Origin of the sequence: Pseudoalteromonas sp. 2CM37A (genome assembly GCF_023161885.1) — a bacterium.
Taxonomy (GTDB): Bacteria; Pseudomonadota; Gammaproteobacteria; order Enterobacterales; family Alteromonadaceae; genus Pseudoalteromonas; species Pseudoalteromonas atlantica.
Genome location: NZ_JALNTJ010000002.1, coordinates 39,551 through 60,000, shown reverse-complemented (window position 1 = coordinate 60,000; position 20,450 = coordinate 39,551). Strand labels below are relative to the sequence as shown.

The following is a 20,450-nucleotide window of genomic DNA, read 5'->3' as shown; positions in this document are numbered from 1 at the left end:
AATAATCTGAGAAAATTATGACAATTCAAGCACGTTTTAAGGATGAACTTTTTGAAAAGGATACTTCAATCTCACCAGTAGCAATTACTGCTATAAACACTAAAAATAAGCAGGCTCAGCCTCAAGAGTCAAACGCGCATGGCTCATTAACAAGCTTAATTAACGAGTTACTTATTCCGTTTGAAGGTTACGGATTAAACGATCTTAATAACGCTAATTTAATGAACCGTGTAGACAGCAAGTTTATGCTGCCACTATCGTTTTTACCTGAGCTACTTACTCATATACAAGGCCAGTATCGGGTACTTGATATACAAGGTAAGCGTTTATTCTCTTATTATAATCAGTACTTTGATACGCCCGAACTTGATTTATATAAAGCCCACCATAACGGTAAGCTTAATCGCTACAAAGTACGCCAAAGGCGCTACGTTGATACCGCCACCCAATACCTAGAAGTAAAACTAAAAAACAACCAAAGCCGCACCGTAAAAACACGTATAAAGCTCGCACAAACTAACAACGAGCAAGCTAACAGCACGGCGTTTATTAAAGAGCAAATGAAAAACAGCTTTGCACATTTAAACGTAACCCAGCAAAGCGGCTATAACCGCATAGCCCTAGCTAACGAAGAAAAAGCCGAGCGTTTAACGCTTGATTTTAACCTGTGGTACAACACCCCAAAAGGCGATAACAAAATAACCTTACCGGGCTTTTTTATTGCCGAGCTTAAACAAAGTAAAAAAACAAAACGCTCGCCATTTTATAAACTTATGAGCAAACACCACATATTCCCAGCCTCGTTTAGTAAATACTGCATTGGCTGTGCTTTGCTTTACCCCGAGCGATTAAAAGTAAACCGCTTTAAACCTGTTTTAGCCCGTTTAAAACACCTTAACCGCACTAACCCGCTTTTACCTTTAGAGAATAATTAAATGACCAAATTAGATCTTATTTTTCTTTCCCGCTTTTTAGTAAACATCCTATCGCTGGCTGTACTTTGCTATGGCTGTTATTTTCGCGTAAGTAAAAATGCAGTGGTGGCAGGCTCGTTTATTTTATTTGGCGTAGGCGTCTTTATTATTACCTTTTTGCTGCACGGCGTTGATATGTCGATGGAATTTGCATTTGGCCTATTTGCCGTATTTACCATGCTAAGGTACCGCACTGAGTCTATTTCGATTAAAGAAATGACCTACTTATTCCTTGTTACTGCCATTGCTTTACTGACCTCTGTAGGGCAAATGAGCTTAATTGAGCTAGGTATTCTTAATGGCATTATTTGCTTAATTGCCTTTTTGATTGACTCAAGCGTATTTGTAAAACGCTACGAAGTACAAAGCGTTTGCTACGAGCGCATAGAAAACATAACCCCACAAAACCAAGCCATTCTCATCAATGATTTAAAACAGCGCACAGGCCTAAACGTCGTTGCCGTAGATATAGAGCACATCGACTTTTTAAGAGACGTAGCGCAACTAAAAGTAAGTTACTTAGCCGAGAAACAAACAAAGGCAGCCTAACATGATCTCTAAACAAACGATTACTTATGCGGCACTTTCAGCGCTTTGCCTTGTTAGTAACGCAAGCTTTGCCAAAATTAACGACGACATAGACCTAAGCGGCTATATCATGCTCGACTACAACAAGTTTGATACCTCATTGTTAGAGGGGCAATACGACAGCAGCAGCTCAGAAAGTACCTCTGAAATACGCCGCGCACGCCTAAGTTTTAAATCAGACATAAGTAAAGATTGGAAAAGTAAATTTCAGCTTGGCTTTGCCGATGGCGAAACCGAAATAAAAGACGCCTACCTAGAATACTCTGGCTGGAAATATGCCGATTTAACCATAGGCCAGCAAAAAGAAAGTTTTGGCCTAGAAAAACTAACCAGCTCGCGTAAATTGCTAATGCTCGAACGCAGCATGATAAGCGAAGCGTTTTCACCAGGACGCAGCTTAGGTATTAGCCTTTCCGGCGACATAGCATCAGTAAATTGGCAACTAGGTTATTACGAGCCCGATGAAGACGAAGCAACGTCTGCTATTACAGGGCGCGTAGCCTGGGTGCCATGGCAGCAAAACACCAACCTTTTACACCTAGGCGTCGCATTTAGTGAGAGGCAGTACGACGGTAACGAATTTAGAGTGAATGAACCTCTTGAAGTTTATACCGCCGACTCATTAATAGAAGGCGATAAAATTAATGCCGATAGCCTTTCGCAACAAGGCGTAGAGCTACTATGGCTAAAAGACAGATTTACCATGATGGCCGAGTGGCAACAAGCACAAGTAACCAGTATTGAAAATACAACCAATGATTACGAAGGCGGCTATTTGCAATTTGGTTATCAGCTATCAGGCGGATACCGTAAGTATAAAAACACAAAACTAGGCGCAAGCTCAGAGCCAGGTTGGGAAATTACAGGCCGCTACAGCCTACTTAAGCTCAAGCAAGAAAACCAAGACGCAAAAACCTACGCCCTTGGTGTTAACTACACCGTAAACAAAAGCATAAAGTTTATGGCCGACTACATTAAAGCCGACTACTTTGAAGCAGGCGGTACTATCACATCGGGCAATGCAATCTCATTAAGGCTACAGTATTCGTTTTAATGCGTTTGGTGTTTAGTAGGTTAGCAAAACTATAAAGCCCTGTGTTAAACGTTGCGTTTAGCACAGGGCTTTGTAGTTACTTAGTAAATAATATTTAAGTTAGTTTATAAATACTAATTACCAGCGCCTGCAAATTGTATTGGGTAATCCATATCGCCGCTGCGGTTAATACTGTTACACAGGTTTTTATTAAAACTGGCCAGTGATGGGTCGATGGTGTGCTCATTAACTACAATACCGTCACTTCGCCTTTTAACCTTAATAGATCCGATTGTTTTAATCGCTGATAAATTATCGCCTACGTTTTTAAATATAAAATACTCTATGTGTTCAGCAATAGATTCCGCGTTTTCGATATCTCCCTTAACGGCAGGCACTTGGTAGTTAATACCATTACACGTTAAATCATGAACCCTTACTAATTCTAGCTCGTCAGCTCCTTGCATATCAGCAATAACTTTAATAGTTGGCTGCGTTGTTGTTTCAAGCAAGTATTGTGTTTCATTCATTTCACTTAAAGAAAATGTATCAACGCTTTTAGCTATAGAACAGCCCGATAATAAAGTAAAAACTAAAAACACGGATCTATTAAAAAACATCTTTAAACACCTTATTTCTAACTAATTCAGCTAATATTTTATGACGACTGTCGTAACTATTAGTATATTTGTTAACCTTTTTTGTAATCGAATCCGTAACGTTCTTTGATGAGCCTTTATCAGCTAATTTATGCAATTCATTAATTCGCCAAAATGCTAATGCAGATCTAACAGCGTACTTTGGTGTGGATAATAATTGAGGTGAAGATATGAAGTTTTTAGTTTCATTCCAATATGAATTATGTGATGCCTGTACTGAGGTATAGTTTGCTTTACCAGTCAGCTGTATTATACCTCTCCCTCTAAAATTCCAGCCATCCCCTGATACTGCATCACCATTACCTATTCTATTTGCATAAGCATTGTTAGCTATTGCTTTTGTATCTGCTCGTTGATTATTTACAGGATCATAGCCATGTTTATCAGCTTCTGCTGGATTATTTCGATAATAAGAAAAAGTAGCTTTTAATATTGCAGGCCTATAATTTAAATTTTCCTCTAAAGAAAACTTCGCCCCGACCTCCTTTCTTGCTTGTGCCAAAAAATGACAAAGCCTTAATTCACTATTTATTAGTCCAATAACAAGACTATCATTTAGTTCCCTTGCAACTTCATCTAATAATAAATCTGGTACGCTTTGGCTGCTCCAGATTTTTCTTAAATGGCCTTTACTTATATTTTTTTTAACATTTCTATTATTTAAAATAATTGAAGAACTCAATTCAAACTCCTTTTTTGAGATAACATTTTTTATACAACCATCTATATATTAATATTACTTATATGATCATACTTCGAATTAAGCTGTATATCCATTATTTCAACGATTTAAAAAATAATTAATACATATGTAAAAATGCGGAGCATTCTGTTTATAGTTATTAATTAGTACTAGTATGTATATTGCATACTTTTTGGTTATCAAGCAATTAGATAATAGCAATCTTACTTTTGCAATTATACCCCTTCAACTCATCTACCCTTTTATACTTATTTTTACATCAGTCATAATTCTGTAACCTTAATAGGTGATAATTTAAACTCGAACTGTATTTTTTATAATCTAGAAGTTGAAGTAAATGAGCACACCAATGACGCAACTCACATTTGCGTTACAATCGTTTGAAGATCCTCTCTCTGCGGCTATGGGCCACACAATGGAATACGAGCAGTTAACCTTGCAAGCCAGTGCTATGCATGAAATAACGCTGCAATGCGTATTGCCTGACGACGCCCACGAAAACGATATTATTTCGCTGAGCGCAACGTATCCCAGTGCCCGTGATGCGCAATACTTTACTGAAAAAGTACTCACTAACGCCGACTTAGAGCGTGGTTATGTGTATTTAACATTAAGTAAAATTACCCAAAGCCACTGCTTAGTAATGCAATTGATGCTGCATGGCTTAAATGCCACTTTAAAAAATAGTTTACAGTTTGATATGCAAGTAAATGCGTTTGAGGCTGGTTATAAAAATCAGCAAGCCCTTAAAAGCCAAACTAAGCCACACGGCGTTAAAAAATACTTTCGGAATATGAGCTCAAGTTTATTTTCGTTTTTTTAATCTGTTGGTATACAAATTTATAAAAACTTAATCAGCAAAACTCACTTTACCCATAGTGACCCCTGCAATACCCTGCGCAGTATTATTTAGGTGCTGCTGCTCACCTGCTAGGCATTCGTTGGCTAAAATGGCAAATAGTACGGCTTCTTTGGCATCGGGGTTTATGCCTAAATCGTCGGTATTTTTAAACGCTTTAATAGTCGGGCACAGCGCATTAAGGTGCGCCATTAATAATGGGTTATGAATACCGCCACCACTTGCGTATACCACACACTCTTTAGCACTTTGCCCGCATTCGTTTAACGCATTTGCAATTACCCTCGCGCTAAACATATTTAAAGTTGCCATAACATCTTCATGGCTTAAGTGCTGTGTATTTGTTTGCAGCTGAGCGGCATATAAATAGCCTAAATTAAATACCTCAGGCCCTGTTGTTTTAGGCAGCGCAAGCTCAAAAAAAGTGTTGCTACACATTGCATTTAATAAGGCTGTATTTACCTTGCCCGCTTTTGCTATTTTTGCGCCATCATCAAAGTGCATGCCTTTAAAATGCTGCTGTACGTACGCATCCATAATGGTGTTACCTGGGCCTATGTCGCTACTAAATACGCTATTTGTATCACCGCTTTTAGGTAAAAACGTTAAATTAGCAATACCACCCATGTTTAATAAAATGCGGTTCTCATTGGGGTTTGCAAAAAATAAGTAATCGCCATATACCGCAAGCGGTGCACCTTCCCCTCCTGCGGCTATGTGTTTTTGCCTAAAGTCGCCAATCGTTGTAATACCGGTAGTAACGGCTATTTGGTCGCTGTCGCCAATTTGTAATGTGCCATTAGTAAAGCTTTTATGATTATGCTGCGACTGTGGGCAGTGGTAAATTGTTTGCCCGTGACTGGCTATTACATCAATACTTGCTGGATTTACCTGCCAAGTATGTAAGCACTGATTAACCATATCGCCATGGAGTTTACCAACCCATGGATGCAGTAAGGTAACAAGTTCTAAATCACACTCTCGTTTGGCAAATACCTGCTTTATTTTACTTTTATACTCGTTGTTATAGTCAACGGTGGTAAAGTTCAGCACTTCAATTTGCGTATTTATACCTGCGCCCGTTACCTTACACAGTGCTACATCGAGCCCATCTAAGGAGGTACCACTCATTAAACCTATAATTAAACGGCTTGGTTTTTGGGCACTATTATAAAGGGCGGCTATGTGTGGGTGCATAAAAGTATCTTAAACAGGTATCATATTTTGCTTATATTAGAGTACTTTAAAACAAAGTTATAGGCGTAAACGGTTAATCTTTGTGATTGTGCAATCTCTAATTGCTTGCTAAGTTGACCCGTATGCAACAGACACTTAATTAAAACAATGATCACCCTAAGAGACTTTAAACCAAAAGACGCGCCACACATTATTAATACCTTAAACGATGAACAGGTTACGCGCTTTTTATCCTCTAAAATTCCATTTCCGTATACTCAAGCCGACGCCGACTGGTGGATAAACCAAGGCTCTAAAAGTGGAATAGTTAAGGCCATTGTTGTAGATGAGCAATTTGCGGGGTGTATTGGTATAACGCCGGGAGAATTTGAATATAGCCGCAGTGGCGAAATAGGCTATTGGCTTAATAGCCACTTTTGGGGGCAAGGAGTAATGACTCATGCTATTTCGCAAATTTGCGATGACGCATTTAAAAGCTCAAACCTAAACCGTATTTTTGGCGCTGTATTTGCTGGCAATACTGGCTCTATAAAGGCACTTACTAAATGCGGTTTTAAGGCCGAGGCTGTGCTCAAACAAGCCTTTTATAAAAATGGTGTGTTTTACGATAGCCATATTTTTAGCAAGCTAAGATAAACCGTTTAGAATAAATACTCTGCAAAGCTTGAATTACCAGCCTCGCGCCCAAAGCTCGTGTATTAAGGTACAAATTTTTATTTTCGTATAACTTAGCGCGCATTATTGTTTAGGCTCAACTTGGTTTTAAACGCGTAAACATTCGCTAAGTAAATTCACTCTTAAGAGGAGATTTTTATGTCTGCAACTAGTCGTCAACTTACTTTAGCATCACGCCCGCACGGTGCCCCTACCGATGAAAACTTTGAACTTAAAACAGTAGATTTACCAGCGCTTAAAGATGGCGAGGTGCTGCTGCGCACTATTTACCTATCGCTTGACCCATACATGCGTGGCCGCATGAGCGATGCAAAGTCGTACGCCGATCCAGTTAATGTGGGCGATGTAATGGTAGGCGCTACCGTATGCCAAGTAGAAGAGTCTAAAAACGATAAATTCAGCGAAGGCGAATGGGTACTTGCCTACACCGGTTGGCAAGATTACGCCATTACTAACGGCGAAGGCCTTATGCAATTAGGTAAAGAGCCAGAAAACCCATCGTACGCACTCGGTATTATGGGTATGCCAGGCTTTACAGCCTACATGGGCTTACTTGATATTGGCGCACCTAAAGAAGGCGAAACCGTTGTAGTAGCCGCAGCAACAGGGCCGGTTGGCGCAACCGTTGGCCAAATAGCTAAAATTAAAGGCTGTAAAGTGGTAGGCGTTGCTGGTGGCAGCGAAAAATGTACACATGCCGTTGAAAAGCTGGGCTTTGATGCCTGCATTGATCACAAAGCGGATGACTTTGCAGAGCAGCTAGAAAAAGCCTGTGATAACGGCATAGATGTTTATTACGAAAATGTGGGCGGTAAAGTGTTTGATGCCGTATTACCTCTACTTAATACCGCAGCCCGTGTGCCTCTGTGTGGTTTAGTGTCGCAATATAATTCTACCAGCCTTCCAGATGGGCCTGATCGTATGGGAATGCTAATGGGGCAATTGCTTACTAAACGTATTAAAATGCAAGGCTTTATAATTTTTGACGACTACGGCCACCGCTACGACGAATTTGCACAAGACATGCAAAAATGGCTACAAGATGGCAAAGTACAATACCGCGAACACATGGTAGAAGGTATTGAAAACACCATTAGCGCATTTAACGATATGCTAAATGGTAAAAACTTTGGTAAAACCGTTGTTAAAATTAACGAGCCACTTTAAATTTTACAAAGCGTTACTGCACATGCAGTAACGCCAACAAGGACTGACATGATTAAACTACACCATTTAAATAAATCGCGCTCAAAACGTATTATTTGGCTTTTAGAAGAGCTGGATGTTGATTACGAAATTGTTGCCTACCAGCGCAACACAGAGACCTTTTTAGCGCCTGACGAACTTAAAAAAGTACACCAATTAGGTAAGTCACCAGTGATTGAAGACGATGGCTTAATTGTTACCGAATCTGGCGCGATCACCGATTATTTAATTACTAAATACGGTAACGGTAAATTTGCACCAAAAGCCGGCACTGCCGAATATGTTGAGTATCAACAATGGCTACACTTTGCGGAAAGCTCAGCTATTTTACCGCTACTGCTTAAAATGTTTGTTTTAAAAGATGGCGCTAAAACAGAGTTTTTAGAAAATTACGCCGATGCAGAAACCGTAAAAGTAATTAGCTACTTTAACGACCGACTCCAAGGTAAACGTTATTTAGTCGGCGACACGTTAACCGGTGCCGATATTATGATGTCGTTTATTGTAGAAATAGTTAAAAACTCAGGCCAACTTGCCCACTTTAAACACCTTGTAAAGTACGATGAGCAATTACAAAGCCACGAGAAGTTTCATACAGCTAATGAGTTAGAAGCTAAATACGATTAATTAAAGTACAAACCACAGATAAACCAAAGGGGCTTTTTAAGCCCCTTTTTTAGTGCATATGTTTTTATTAAATACCCGCTATTTCGCGCTCAGTAATACACTCATTTGAGGCCATTTCGAACTCGCGACACGTAAGTGGGCGGTTTTCGTAAATAGTACACATTAGCGTGTTACGGTCGAGTGCTTGGCACCAGCCGTCGTCTGCGCGTTTCATTACTTCGCTGCCCCATTTGTCGTAATCAATGTACTGAAAAGGCACGCCCGTGTCGGTCACTATGCGCACTTCTAATTGGCAGCAACATGCCTGGCAATTAGCGCAGGTTACGGACTCAGGTGTAGAGGAAATAGTTTTACTTGGAATAACAGTATTAGGCATAGTGACTTACTTTTTTTAATAAGCCACTAGGATACAGGAACTCATACCAATTGCTATAAATTAGCGCGCTAGTAGTTTTGCTTTTATATCGCTGTAACGCATCTGCTCACAAAGCGCAAAACCACTCAGTTGGCGCACTTTATTACGTGCAAATAATGGCACGCTCATGCCCGCTAAAAAGCGGCACTGAGTTTCAATACCTACACTGTGAATACCTTTTGTTGCCATGTGCGCTAAAAACTCATCCACTTTTTGATAAACAACGTCATCGGCAATGTGAGCAGGCTCTATTGAATACTCAAGTTTTACAGCATTACCACGGCATACACTGCAATGCCCGCATTGCGCTGGCGCATTTTGGTCGTCAAAATAACGTGCCAAGTTATAGCTTAAGCAGCTTTGTAATTCAAAAAAGCGTACCAATGCAGCTATACGTTTAATCTCAGCTTGTTCTTTTTCGATAAAATAACTGTGTAATTGTTTTGCAAGTTCAGGGTTATTTATAACCTCACTATGCACTTTGTAAACTTGGGTAATACGTTTGGTTTCAAGGGTTATTAGTTTTTTTTCGGCTAGGTAGTCAAGCGCTGCCACTACGCGTTTACGGTCAACTTGGGCGGCTTGGGTAAGGGTGTCGAAATTAAGCGTGCCCCATATTTTTTTAAAATCGGTGTGGCTAAATATTTGCGTTAAAAAGGCTTGGCGCTGCTCGTCAAACTGGCTCAGTAGTTCGTTTTTATCAACCAAAAACTTGTATTTAAAATCGGCGTAATAGGCGTACTGCGGCGTTATTGCACCTTGCATTTCTAGTTGTACCAGCAAGGTTTTAAGCGCTAATTGGCGAATGTTACTTTCGCTTGAAAGACTGTATTCTTGCATTTCCCATTGCTGCGGCTGGGCTTTAATATCGTTAATTACGTATTCAATGCCGCTCAGCTCAGGGGTGTCGCCATACACAAAGTTTTCTACTGTGTTTAGGCCATCTAAATTAGCCAAGGTGTAACAGTTTGATGGGTTGCCATCGCGCCCTGCGCGGCCAATTTCTTGGCTGTAGTTTTCAATTGATTTTGGTAAATCGTAATGAATAACAAAGCGAATATCTGATTTATCAACGCCCATACCAAAGGCTATTGTTGCCACAACAACGTTAATTTTACCCGCCATAAAATCATCTTGAATTTGCCAGCGTAGTGTATCTTCAAGCCCTGCATGATACGCAACCGCCTGAATACCTTGCGCACTTAGCGTATTAGCCACTTGCTCGGCACTTTGCTGAAGCGTTACATACACAATACCTGGGCCATTTTGCGCACGCACTATGTTTGTAAGCTCAGTGTTTTTGTCAGCCGTTTTTACACTTAGCACACTTAAATCGAGGTTAGCGCGGTAAAAGCCGGTTTGTACAATACACTCTGGGGCAATATTAAAACGCTCGCTCATGTCGCGTTTTACTTTTTTAGTGGCTGTGGCGGTGAGTAATAGTACCAGTGGAATATTTAGCTCTTCGCGGTATCGCGGTAGTTTAAGGTAGTCGGGTCTAAAGTTATGGCCCCATTCAGATATACAGTGCGCTTCGTCTACCACCAGCATAGACAGCGCAACTTGGCTTATAAACTCTCTAAAACGCTCGTTTTTAAAACGCTCAACCGACACCATTAATACTTTAATTTTACCATTTCGCACATCGTTCATTACGGTGCTGCTTTGCATTTGGTCTTGGCTCGAATCAAGGCTTGCCGCGTAAATGCCTTTGCTATTTAAAAAGCTAATTTGATCTTTCATCAATGCAAGTAAAGGCGACACCACTAATGTTAAGTTTGGTAAATGCATAGCTGTTAGCTGATAACACAACGACTTACCCGACCCCGTAGGAAATATAGCCAATGACGACTGACCATTTAAAAGCTGTTCAATGGTTTGCTGTTGCCCTGCTCTAAATTGGCTAAAACCAAAATGCTGCTCAAGTGATTTAATTAATGGCGTGGTCATAAATATCCTTTTTGGCTAGGGAATAGGCTTTAACAGCAAAAGTGCAACGTAAATGAAATATTTGCATATACCCCAAAGCATCTCAATATAAGAGTGTCTGTTGGCATTAAAAGCAATTTAGATAAAGCATAGATTGTAAGTATTAGCGGCTTTATTGCAATAATCAAAAAAGTATTAAAACCTGCTTTAAATCAATAGATTAAAATAATTAAAAGCATTTAGTGACAGCGTTATACCCTATTAAAAGCAAGCTGCCTTTTATGTAAAGTAGCGCCTTTATATTAGGCCCCTGTAAAGCGCTAAATTTTTCATATTGAGGCAATTTAGACCTTAGTATACAACAAATAAGCTTATCAATTGCTGACATATGTTTTATTTAGGCGCAAAATACGCAGCAGATGCTCAATGGTGCTAACAGCCAAGCTAATTTTGTATACCCAAGTGATTTTTTATAAGCGTTATAAGCAGATTATTTGGGTATATTATTTTTTAAGGGCATTGCTATGAATATAACTAAACCTAAAATCGTCGTTATTGGCGGTGGCGCAGGCGGACTAGAGCTGGCAACACAATTAGGGCATAAATTAGGGAAGAAAAAACAAGCAGAAATTCTTTTAATCGATAAAAACCGCACCCACATATGGAAGCCGTTACTACACGAAGTAGCGACAGGCTCTATTGACCCCGATTTAGATGGCGTTGTGTATTCAGCCCATGCTGCAAAACATCATTATAATTTTCAGCTTGGTACATTTTGCGATATAGACCAAAGCAATAAAACCATTACCCTTGCACCGCACCTAGATGAGCTAGGCCATACTATTTTGCCACAGCGCAGCGTACGCTACGACCACCTTGTTATTGCCATTGGCAGCGTAAGCAACGACTTTAATACCCCAGGCATAAAAGATCATTGCTACTTTTTAGACTCAAATCAGCAAGCTGAGCGTTTTCAGCATTCTCTACTCGACAGCTTTACTCGCCTTCACCAAGACGACAACCAACAGCAATCATTAAATATTGCCATTGTGGGCGGCGGCGCAACCGGCGTTGAGCTCTCGGCAGAGCTTTACCATGTATCTGAATTATTAAAGCTTTACGGCCTTACAAATATGTCGTCTAAGCGTTTACATATTCATTTAATAGAAGCAGGGCCCCGTATTTTGCCCGCCCTACCCGAGCGCATTGCCGATAGCGCAAAACGCGAGTTATTAAAACTCGGCGTAAACGTACGAGAGCAAACACTGGTAAAAGAAGCCACCGAACAAGGGTTTATAACAAAAGACGAAGAACACATAGACGCCGATATAATGGTATGGGCTGCAGGTGTAAAAGCGCCAGATTTTATTAAAGATTTAGGTGTTTTTGAGCTTACTCGTAGCAACCAAATTCAAGTAAACGAGTTTTTACAAAGCACCGTAGATGAAAGCATTTTTGTTATTGGTGATTGCTGCGCCTTTACCCAAGAAGACGGAAAGCTTGTTCCACCGCGTGCGCAATCGGCGCATCAAATGGCGCTATGTGTAGAAAAAAACCTCATTGCCACGTTAAAACAACAGCCATTGTGCGGCTTTAAATATAGCGACCATGGCTCGCTCGTTAACTTATCGCGCTACAGTACGGTAGGAAATTTAATGGGCAACCTAACTAGCAATACCTTTTTTATAGAAGGTAAAATTGCTCGCTTTATGTATATATCACTGTATCGCATGCACCAGCGCGCCATACACGGCAGCGCAAAAACCTTTGCATTATGGATAAGCGAAAAAGTACTGCGCGTAGTGCGCCCTAAAATGAAACTGCACTAGAACATAAACAGCAGCTAAATAGTCAAAAAGCTTTAATAGGTAATGTAAATTATCTTTTAAAGCTTTTTTGCTTTATGCGTATCTAAAATAGTACCATGCAGTTAGATGTAATTGTAATTCAAGGGATTGACGCTAATGAAAAAAGTACTTTTTGGGATTGTAATAATCACTGCTTTAGCTGTTTATTTTTTTCAAACTCAACCGCACTCTGTAGCTGTAGAGCAAGCAGAACAAGTTAAACCAACCACCTCTCAGACCAGCGTAGTTAATAAAAAGCAGCCAAATGAGGACTCACCGCTACAGGTAGTTAATAAACTAAAAAAACAGATTAGCCTGTGTAGAGATCAGTCACAACAACAAAGCAATAAAGTACAAACATTGAATCAATCGCTTGTTTCATTTTTTGTAAGTGAGCTTAAAAAAGGGACATCGGTATCCACGCTTTTAAAGTATACAGATTTATCAAAAATCAATCAGCGTACATACATTGCCCTTTTAAAAGATGCCATTATTGCAGAGCAAAAGCAGCAACTTAACATTACTAGCTCTTTAAACGAGTTAGCTAATTGGCAAGGTATTGAGGCAATTAAGGGCTTCACCAATGATAAAGTAAAAGAAATGATACAACAGCTTGGAGATAATAAGCATAACCCTCCAGGACTTACTCTGAGTGTACCCCTTGATGAAAATGTACAAAAAGAAACGCTTTACGCTTTATTAAGCAACACCGATACATTTACCACTTACTCTAAAACGTTTATTAAACTTGAAGGCAGTGAGGTAATTTCTCCGGCTACATTGTTTGTGCTTAATGCAAATAAATTTACGCCAAAAGAGTTTGAACAGGCAATTTCATCTAACCAATTTACAGTGAATGAAGTGGCTACCGCTATAAAAAACGATATTCCAAATGAGTATATTATTGCGCTTTTACAGCAAGTTCCCGTGCTAGATGCCATGCCGTTATACGAAAAAAACACTGTTTTATATAACTTAGCCGATATTGCGGTCAGTAAATTTAATTTACCTCTTGTAAAAGCACTGCAAACAAAAGGCGTTACGCCAACCAACGAGCCAGGCCTATTTACAGGTTTAGACGTGGCTATTGTAAACCTGCCTAAAAGCGGTAACTTAACCCTAGCCCCATTAGATACTAAGCACACCCTGCTTTTAGATTATCTTAAAAAGCGTGGTTACAAAGCACATAGCGGCAATGCGAATGAAGACCTAAATAGCAAAGGGGTATTTTTTGTAAATGACTTTATTTACCAGCAAGGGGCCTATATTAATAAGCAGGACAACCCAGCGCAATACGCTTACTTTAGCTCTATAGGTAAAATTAACAATAACGCGTTACCCGAAATAACTGAGCCTGATAATTCTGATGTTGCCCTTTTTTTAGTAGATTTAAAGCAGCAAAAAGCGCAGCTAAACAATAAAAGGCAAAACTGTGAGCTGTTACAACAACAGTTAAAAGATACAGAGCAGCTGCACACAGTAATGCAAGCTTATGACAAAGTTCAACAGGTTAAAAATAAGCACGGATCTAACTTTGTACGTGTTTTGCACGATATAGACCCTGTTTTAGTCAATTATTGGTGGAGTAGTCTGAGTAACCAGCTTTCAAACGATAGAAGCCAAAGCACATTTAACGAATATTTATCTAAGAAAGAATATCAAAAAGCTTATGAATACAGCCTCAGTACGGTATTAACTCAAGTCGAAACCGATACGCTTTTTTCTTTATTACTCTTAAACCCTGATGATTTAATCACTACTTGGCAAAACCGCATAAACCCTAAGCCACCGCGTGAGTTAACACGATTAAGCCGCTTTTCGCTAAATCATTGGCAAGCACTCGCACAGGCGGGTTTTGATTTTTCGATTACCGATATACATGGGCGCGACGTTTATACACAAGCTGCATCGTCTTCTGTTGAGGCAGTACAGTTTTTAATTGATAATAAAATCCCGACTGTTCCCAGTAAGCTTGGCGTAGATATACTCGACTTAGCACTAGAGCAAAGTTATACAAAAGGTGAGTTAACCCCAATGATTCCTTTAGCTTTGCAGCTTGTGGAAAAATTTGAGCCAAACCACTTAGCCCGCGTAGCACGATTAAAAATGTTTTACCCTGCGATTTATCAGCAGTTAATTCAGCTAAACCCAGCGCTTAAGCCTGCCCAGGGCACAGAGCTAAATCATTATATGTTTGATAATCACTAAATAACCCGCTAAGCACGCTAACGCCTCTTAGCGTGCTATTTGAAAAATTAATGTCTTTAATATTTAACATTGCCTGTGTAGAGTATTTAAAACAATTAAAGGATTAGGGCTATGACGGGTAAAACGCTAATTTTTAATTTTGATGGTACTGGTGGCGAGCCTCGCGATGCAGAGCAATTTAGCTCAGACCATTTTAAAGAAGACAGCAGTATTTCTAATATTCTTAAGCTGCATTTATTATTAGGCGGCAAACTCGATGACTCCCCCACCACCCCATTTACAAACCAGCTTAGTTTTTATTATCAAGGTATTGGCACTAAAGGTAGCCGCTTAAAACGTATTTTAAACCAAACTATAGCGCCACGTGGTGACGATGTTGCCAGTATTTTAAATCAAGCCATGAGTGATTTTAAAGCGCATTACCAACTAGGCGACACCCTTTTACTTACCGGTTTTAGCCGAGGCGGCGCACTCGCTAGGCGTTTTGCAAAAATCCTAGAGCCTTTAATTAGCGATAATGTTTACGTCTGTGTATTTGATACCGTGGCCTCAATAGGTTTATCAAAAGTCAGTAAAGCAACGCGCGGTGCCGAGCATGTAATATTTGAAAACCACACCATTGCTAATAATATTTCGCAGGCACTGCACTGTGTAGCACTTGATGAAAAACGCCGTGCGTTTGAACCCACCCTAATGAACCATCAAAATAATATTACCGAGCTTTGGTTTGCAGGGACGCATTCAGATATTGGCGGCGGTTATTACCGCGATGGCCTAGCTGATATTTGCCTGCGCTATGCGCTTGAATGGTTAATTGATCAACCACTTAATATTAGTTTATTAACCAGTCACGATATTGACTACGAAACCTTATTGCCTGGTAGTAAATTAGTTGACCAAGACGATGTAACCGTAACGCCCGATCCTTTAGCTTTAAGCCATCAGCAAAATTACTTTTGGTTTAATCCCTTTTTTAAATTGGTGGATAGGGAGTGCTATGTACTTATTGATAACGAAGCCAGCAACCTAGAACCACATATACATCAAAGCGTAGCTACACGAATTAATAAACTAACTAGCTATCGCCCAGAGTCGCTTAAAAACCTGCATTACAAAATTAGGTATAACGATAACAGCACATTAAGCTTTACAGGTTTAAGCCAACACATTGCCCTTGAAAACCAAAACATGAGCGTATTACAAGTTTCGCAAAGCCAAGATGTAATGGTGTTTGCCAGCGAGGCACATAACAATACAGGGCTTATGTTAGTTGAAGGCGCAACTTATAAGTTTGAACCCTATCCCAATCAATTTTGGTATGACGACGGTATAAAATGCACCGCAAGCGGCTGGCACCGCGATAATGTGCAATTAGGGGTTAAAGAAATCCCCATGGCATTGCTTGAACCATTTAGACGACTTCCAAGAGCGCAGTGGTTCTCTTTGGTTGGCGCAATTAACAATAACGACGAATATTTATTTGAAATAGCCAATGGCGCTACAGTAACGATTACTAAATCAGGTGAATTTAGCCCCTTTGCCAATGACTTAAGCCGATTTTACGGCGCCAATGCAGGGAAAATAAAAGTAAAAGTAACCCGCATAAGTTAAATGGGCTGTAATCGCGCAGCTTGCTGGCGTGACGAGCGATAGCTCATAAATATAACCAATGCATTCACAAAGATGTTAGTTGCTTCGTTTTTAGAGAAGCAACTAGCATTTTGCGCTTTTACCCTAGTGTTAACCTCCTTAATTTGAGGCGGCTAAGTCCGCTTCAGCATCGGCAAGCATGGCAAACTCTTCATCTGCACTTTTAGCGACTAAATGCTTAGCGCTATAACCAAAGTAATAAGCTGCACCAATCACAAATAGCACTACGGTGTATAAAAATGCACGAGGGTCAAACGCATACACACCCGTTAATGCAATAAGCGATAACACTAACGCAATACCCGATGTAACCACGCCACCTGGCGTTTTATACGGGCGAGCTAGATTAGGTTGCTTAATACGTAACATTATATGGCTCAGCGCCATTAACGCATACGATACCGTTGCACCTACCACCGCCATGGCTAGCATTAAATCGCCCTCACCACTCAGTGAGGCAATAAAACCAAAAATAGCGGGTACAATTAACGCACGCGCGGGTACTTTGCGCTCTGTAGTAATTGATAACGAACGCGGTAAATAGCCCGCACGCGAAAGCGCAAACACTAAACGGCTATAACCATAAATAATCGAAAAGAACGACGCGACCAAACCAGCTAATCCTAAAATATTTACCACAGTGGCTAAGCTTGTATTGCCCGTGGCGTTAAGCGCATCAACTAAAGGAACTGCACTGGCCCCCATTGCGTTTGCACCACCGGCAGCGGGAACTAATACCACAACAAGTAAGGCGGTAAACAGTAAAAATAACATAGCGCCAATAATGCCTTTAGGTACATCTTTAGCTGGGTTTTTAGCTTCTTCGGCAGCAAGCGGCACGCCTTCTACTGCTAAAAATAACCACATAGCAAAAGGCAATGCAGCCCACACACCATACCAACCAAGTGGTAAAAATTCATTTGCACCTGCAGCATTAGTTACCGCAACATCAAATAAATTAGCCGCGTCAAAATTAGCAATTAACGCCACGGCGGTGGCAATAATAGCCAATACTGCTAAACCACTTATCACCATCATTACTTTTAGCGCTTCACCCACACCCGCTAAATGAATACCTACAAACGTTAAATAAAACAGTGCATATACCCACGGGCCATTAAAACCCGTTAACGCCTCAACCGCCGAGCCAATAAATATAACAATGGCGGCGGGGGCTAATGCATATTCAATTAATACCGCAAGCCCAGTTAAATAACCCCCAGCTGGGCCCATAGCTTGGCGTGCAAAACTGTAACCGCCACCCGCCGCAGGAATTGCTGCCGACATTTCAGCAAGCGATAACACCAGCGTTAAATACATTATTGCCATTAACACTGCAGCAATGGCAAATCCGCCCCAGCCGGCTTCGGCTATGCCAAAGTTCCAGCCTGCAAAGTCGCCCGAAATTACATACGACACCCCTAGCCCTGCAAGCAATAACCAGCCCGCAGTGCCACTTTTTAACTGCCTTTGTGCAAGATACTCTTTATTGTTATTAGACATATTGACCTCTTTTTATGGTTTTATTCCGCGATTAAAAAATTTGTGGTTTGAACCTGATGCTCTATTACATCGTCTTGTGTTCTGTCTTTTAAGTTAACCCCAGTAAGCCCGCACTTTTTGGCCTCTTGCAGTAAATATACGGCTCTTCGGGCAGCCTCAAAGTAACTAAGCCCTGCAGGGCGAATGTTAGAAATACAATTACGGCAGGCATCGTTAAGCCCTGTTTTAGGCTCCCACGTTAAATAAAGGCCAAGGCTGTCAGGGGAGCTAAGCCCTGGGCGCTCACCAATTAATACCATTACAACTTGTGCGTTTAGCAGCTCGCCAATATCATCACCAATCGCTACGCGGCCTTGCTCTACCAGGGTAATTGGCGCAATTTTGTAAGGTGAGGGCTCAGTAGGAAGCTGCTTTAAAAGCTCGCTTATAAATGGCGCTGCGTTTTTTTGTACCGCCAACGACGAAAGCCCATCAACTACCACAATGGCTAAATCGTATTGCGCCTGTGTACTGCTTTGCCTACTTTGCATAGTATTTAAAAGCGTTGTACGCCCTGCTTGGTTTAGCTTTCGGCCTAAATCGGGGCGCTGTAAATAGGTAACACGATCAACAGCCTCACTTTGTACACTTAGCGGTTTTTCAACCTCGCTAAGCGCATCAATAGCACTGAGAGTTTTTGTCATTTCGCTAATATCTAACGGAAAGTTAACCGCATCGCGCGCCTGAGCATGCGATAGCTGAAACGCTAACATTTCAGATGTAGGTAAACTAATGCCTGCCCGGCCAAGGCCTATACGGGCATCGGTAAAACGACGTAAATCGCTCCATGGGTTTTCAACCACTTTGCCATTATTGTGATCGTTGCTGCTTTGCGTGTTTATGCTTTTAACCGCTTTCATTATATCCCTCCTTGTACTGCTTTTAATGGCTTAGCAAAGGCTGTTGGTAAGGTGTTCGATAAAATAGTCTCGGCGGTATTTTCCATAATTTTCATTTTGCTAAGCCACGCTTCAAACTCGGGCGCTGGGCGCGAGCCTAAAACTCGGCGCACATATAAGGCATCATGAAATGAGGTAGTTTGGTAATTAAGCATAATATCGTCCGAGCCTGGAATCCCCATTACAAACGAGCAACCCGCCACGCCTAATAAGGTGAGTAAGTTATCCATATCGTTTTGGTCGGCCTCGGCGTGGTTGGTGTAACACACATCGCACCCCATAGGTATGCCTAAAAGCTTGGCACAAAAGTGATCTTCAAGCCCTGCGCGGGTAATTTCTTTACCATCAAATAAATACTCGGGGCCAATAAAGCCTACAACGGTATTAACTAATAGAGGGTTAAACTTGCGTGCTACAGCATAGGCACGCGCCTCACAGGTTTGTTGGTCAAGCCCATGGTGTGCATTAGCCGAAAGCGAGCTGCCTTGTCCGGTTTCAAAATACATTACATTATTGCCAACCGTGCCACGCTTTAAGCTCAGCGCAGCATCTTGCGCCTCAGCTAGTGTATTTAAATTAAAACCAAAGCTTGAGTTAGTAGCTTCTGTACCGCCTATAGACTGAAAAACTAAATCAACCGGCGCACCTGCTTCTATGCATTCTATGGTGTTAGTTACATGGGTAAGCACACAGCTTTGTGTTGGAATTTCGTATTTTTGAATTACATCATCCATCAGTGTCATTAACTTAATGGCTTGCGCTACGTTGTCGGTGGCGGGATTAATGCCAATTACCGCATCGCCATTGCCGTATAAAAGGCCATCGAGCATGCAGGCAGCTATACCATTTATGTCATCGGTTGGGTGGTTAGGTTGCAAGCGGGTTGATAAATGCCCAGGCAAACCTATGGTGTTTCTAAACGCGCCTTTTACGTGGCACTTTTTAGCAACAAGTATGAGATCTTGATTACGCATTATTTTACTTACCGCAGCCGCCATTTCAGGGGTAATAGCTTGCCTAACACTTGCAAGTACCGCAGGCGTTGCAAAATCACTTAATAACCAGTTTCTAAAATCTCCCACGGTTAAGTGCGATATAAGCTTAAAAGCGTTTGCATCGTGCTCATCAATAATAAGGCGTGTAATTTCGTCTTGCTCGTAGGGAATAAGTACATCGTTTAAAAATGTTTTTAGCGGTACTTCGGCCAATGTCATCTGCGCTACAGCGCGCTCTTGTGCCGATTGTGCAATAACTCCCGCTAACCTATCACCCGAGCGCTGCGGCGTAGCTTTAGCCATTAACTGCGCTAAGCTCTTGAATTGATAAGTATGTGTTCCTAAAGTATAACTGTACATATGCCCCATGATTTACTCCGCATAACTAATATTACAAACCTTGGTATAGGTCTTGCCTCATATAAGCTATAAATCAATTTTGAA

General features: G+C 40.9%; 18 protein-coding genes. 10 read left to right on the top strand and 8 right to left on the bottom strand.

All coding sequences use genetic code 11. The annotated features are described in order from the left end of the window. Positions 1–17 precede the first annotated feature (17 nt). From MTF68_RS04005 to MTF68_RS03995, 3 genes are read left to right on the top strand one after another with little or no spacing between them, the layout of a single operon-like run. Entirely contained in the window at positions 18–935 is a 918-nt protein-coding gene (locus MTF68_RS04005; RefSeq protein ID WP_248461730.1) for a polyphosphate polymerase domain-containing protein, read from the top strand. Beyond that, positions 936–1,523: a DUF4956 domain-containing protein gene (locus tag MTF68_RS04000; RefSeq protein ID WP_096042696.1), complete on the top strand. Its 588-nt coding sequence runs from the start codon at positions 936–938 to the stop codon at positions 1,521–1,523. A gap of 1 nt (position 1,524) precedes the next feature. After that, positions 1,525–2,616: a porin gene (locus MTF68_RS03995; RefSeq protein ID WP_248461729.1), complete on the top strand. Its 1,092-nt coding sequence runs from the start codon at positions 1,525–1,527 to the stop codon at positions 2,614–2,616. A 113-nt stretch (positions 2,617–2,729) separates the two neighbouring features. Here MTF68_RS03995 and MTF68_RS03990 read toward each other — a convergent pair whose 3' ends face one another. Together MTF68_RS03990 and MTF68_RS03985 are read right to left on the bottom strand one after the other, a co-directional pair. After that, positions 2,730–3,215, bottom strand: a complete 486-nt coding sequence (locus tag MTF68_RS03990; protein ID WP_248461728.1) for a hypothetical protein — start codon at positions 3,213–3,215, stop codon at positions 2,730–2,732. Beyond that, positions 3,205–3,936 (bottom strand): hypothetical protein, encoded by a 732-nt coding sequence (locus tag MTF68_RS03985; RefSeq protein WP_064385789.1) that lies wholly within the window; start codon positions 3,934–3,936, stop codon positions 3,205–3,207. Before MTF68_RS03985 ends, MTF68_RS03990 begins: the two co-directional genes overlap by 11 nt. Before the next feature lie 358 nt (positions 3,937–4,294). Between MTF68_RS03985 and MTF68_RS03980 the strand changes: the two genes are divergently transcribed. After that, entirely contained in the window at positions 4,295–4,780 is a 486-nt protein-coding gene (locus MTF68_RS03980; protein WP_024032946.1) for a hypothetical protein, read from the top strand. 27 nt (positions 4,781–4,807) lie between these two features. Here the strand turns inward: MTF68_RS03980 and MTF68_RS03975 are convergent, their stop codons facing one another. Next, entirely contained in the window at positions 4,808–6,013 is a 1,206-nt protein-coding gene (locus MTF68_RS03975; protein WP_248461727.1) for an anhydro-N-acetylmuramic acid kinase, read from the bottom strand. A gap of 147 nt (positions 6,014–6,160) precedes the next feature. Between MTF68_RS03975 and MTF68_RS03970 the strand changes: the two genes are divergently transcribed. The 3 genes from MTF68_RS03970 (at position 6,161) to MTF68_RS03960 (ending at position 8,521) form a co-directional block, all read left to right on the top strand. Beyond that, on the top strand, positions 6,161–6,649 hold the full coding sequence (locus tag MTF68_RS03970) for a GNAT family protein (protein WP_248461726.1): 489 nt from the start codon (positions 6,161–6,163) through the stop codon (positions 6,647–6,649). 177 nt (positions 6,650–6,826) lie between these two features. Further along, positions 6,827–7,855 carry an NADP-dependent oxidoreductase gene (locus tag MTF68_RS03965; RefSeq protein ID WP_004586964.1) on the top strand — a complete coding sequence of 343 codons (1,029 nt, stop codon included), beginning with the start codon at positions 6,827–6,829 and terminating at the stop codon, positions 7,853–7,855. Positions 7,856–7,903: 48 nt separating this feature from the next. Then, positions 7,904–8,521, top strand: a complete 618-nt coding sequence (locus MTF68_RS03960; protein ID WP_004586963.1) for a glutathione S-transferase — start codon at positions 7,904–7,906, stop codon at positions 8,519–8,521. Between the two features lie 67 nt (positions 8,522–8,588). Here MTF68_RS03960 and MTF68_RS03955 read toward each other — a convergent pair whose 3' ends face one another. Both MTF68_RS03955 and MTF68_RS03950 read right to left on the bottom strand, forming a co-directional pair. Further along, a complete protein-coding gene (locus MTF68_RS03955) occupies positions 8,589–8,897 on the bottom strand; it encodes a YkgJ family cysteine cluster protein (protein ID WP_052242878.1) in 309 nt (102 codons plus the stop codon). Between the two features lie 60 nt (positions 8,898–8,957). Continuing rightward, positions 8,958–10,886 (bottom strand): RecQ family ATP-dependent DNA helicase, encoded by a 1,929-nt coding sequence (locus tag MTF68_RS03950; RefSeq protein WP_248461725.1) that lies wholly within the window; start codon positions 10,884–10,886, stop codon positions 8,958–8,960. A gap of 503 nt (positions 10,887–11,389) precedes the next feature. On the opposite strand from MTF68_RS03950, the gene MTF68_RS03945 reads away from it, so the two are divergent. The 3 genes from MTF68_RS03945 (at position 11,390) to MTF68_RS03935 (ending at position 16,531) form a co-directional block, all read left to right on the top strand. After that, positions 11,390–12,694, top strand: a complete 1,305-nt coding sequence (locus MTF68_RS03945; RefSeq protein ID WP_054981625.1) for an NAD(P)/FAD-dependent oxidoreductase — start codon at positions 11,390–11,392, stop codon at positions 12,692–12,694. Between the two features lie 135 nt (positions 12,695–12,829). Next, the gene (locus tag MTF68_RS03940; RefSeq protein WP_248461724.1) at positions 12,830–14,920 is read left to right on the top strand and encodes a cupric reductase; all 2,091 of its coding nucleotides are present in this window, start codon (positions 12,830–12,832) and stop codon (positions 14,918–14,920) included. A gap of 111 nt (positions 14,921–15,031) precedes the next feature. Beyond that, positions 15,032–16,531 carry a DUF2235 domain-containing protein gene (locus tag MTF68_RS03935; RefSeq protein ID WP_248461723.1) on the top strand — a complete coding sequence of 500 codons (1,500 nt, stop codon included), beginning with the start codon at positions 15,032–15,034 and terminating at the stop codon, positions 16,529–16,531. Between the two features lie 138 nt (positions 16,532–16,669). Here the strand turns inward: MTF68_RS03935 and eat are convergent, their stop codons facing one another. The 3 genes from eat to MTF68_RS03920 are packed head-to-tail and all read right to left on the bottom strand — an operon-like array spanning position 16,670 to position 20,375. Then, positions 16,670–18,073: an ethanolamine permease gene (gene eat / locus MTF68_RS03930; RefSeq protein ID WP_096042685.1), complete on the bottom strand. Its 1,404-nt coding sequence runs from the start codon at positions 18,071–18,073 to the stop codon at positions 16,670–16,672. Between the two features lie 20 nt (positions 18,074–18,093). Continuing rightward, entirely contained in the window at positions 18,094–18,972 is an 879-nt protein-coding gene (gene eutC / locus MTF68_RS03925) for an ethanolamine ammonia-lyase subunit EutC (protein WP_248461722.1), read from the bottom strand. Continuing rightward, complete coding sequence (locus MTF68_RS03920; RefSeq protein ID WP_248461721.1) at positions 18,972–20,375, bottom strand: ethanolamine ammonia-lyase subunit EutB; 1,404 nt, start codon at positions 20,373–20,375, stop codon at positions 18,972–18,974. Before MTF68_RS03920 ends, eutC begins: the two co-directional genes overlap by 1 nt. Positions 20,376–20,450: the final 75 nt, after the last annotated feature.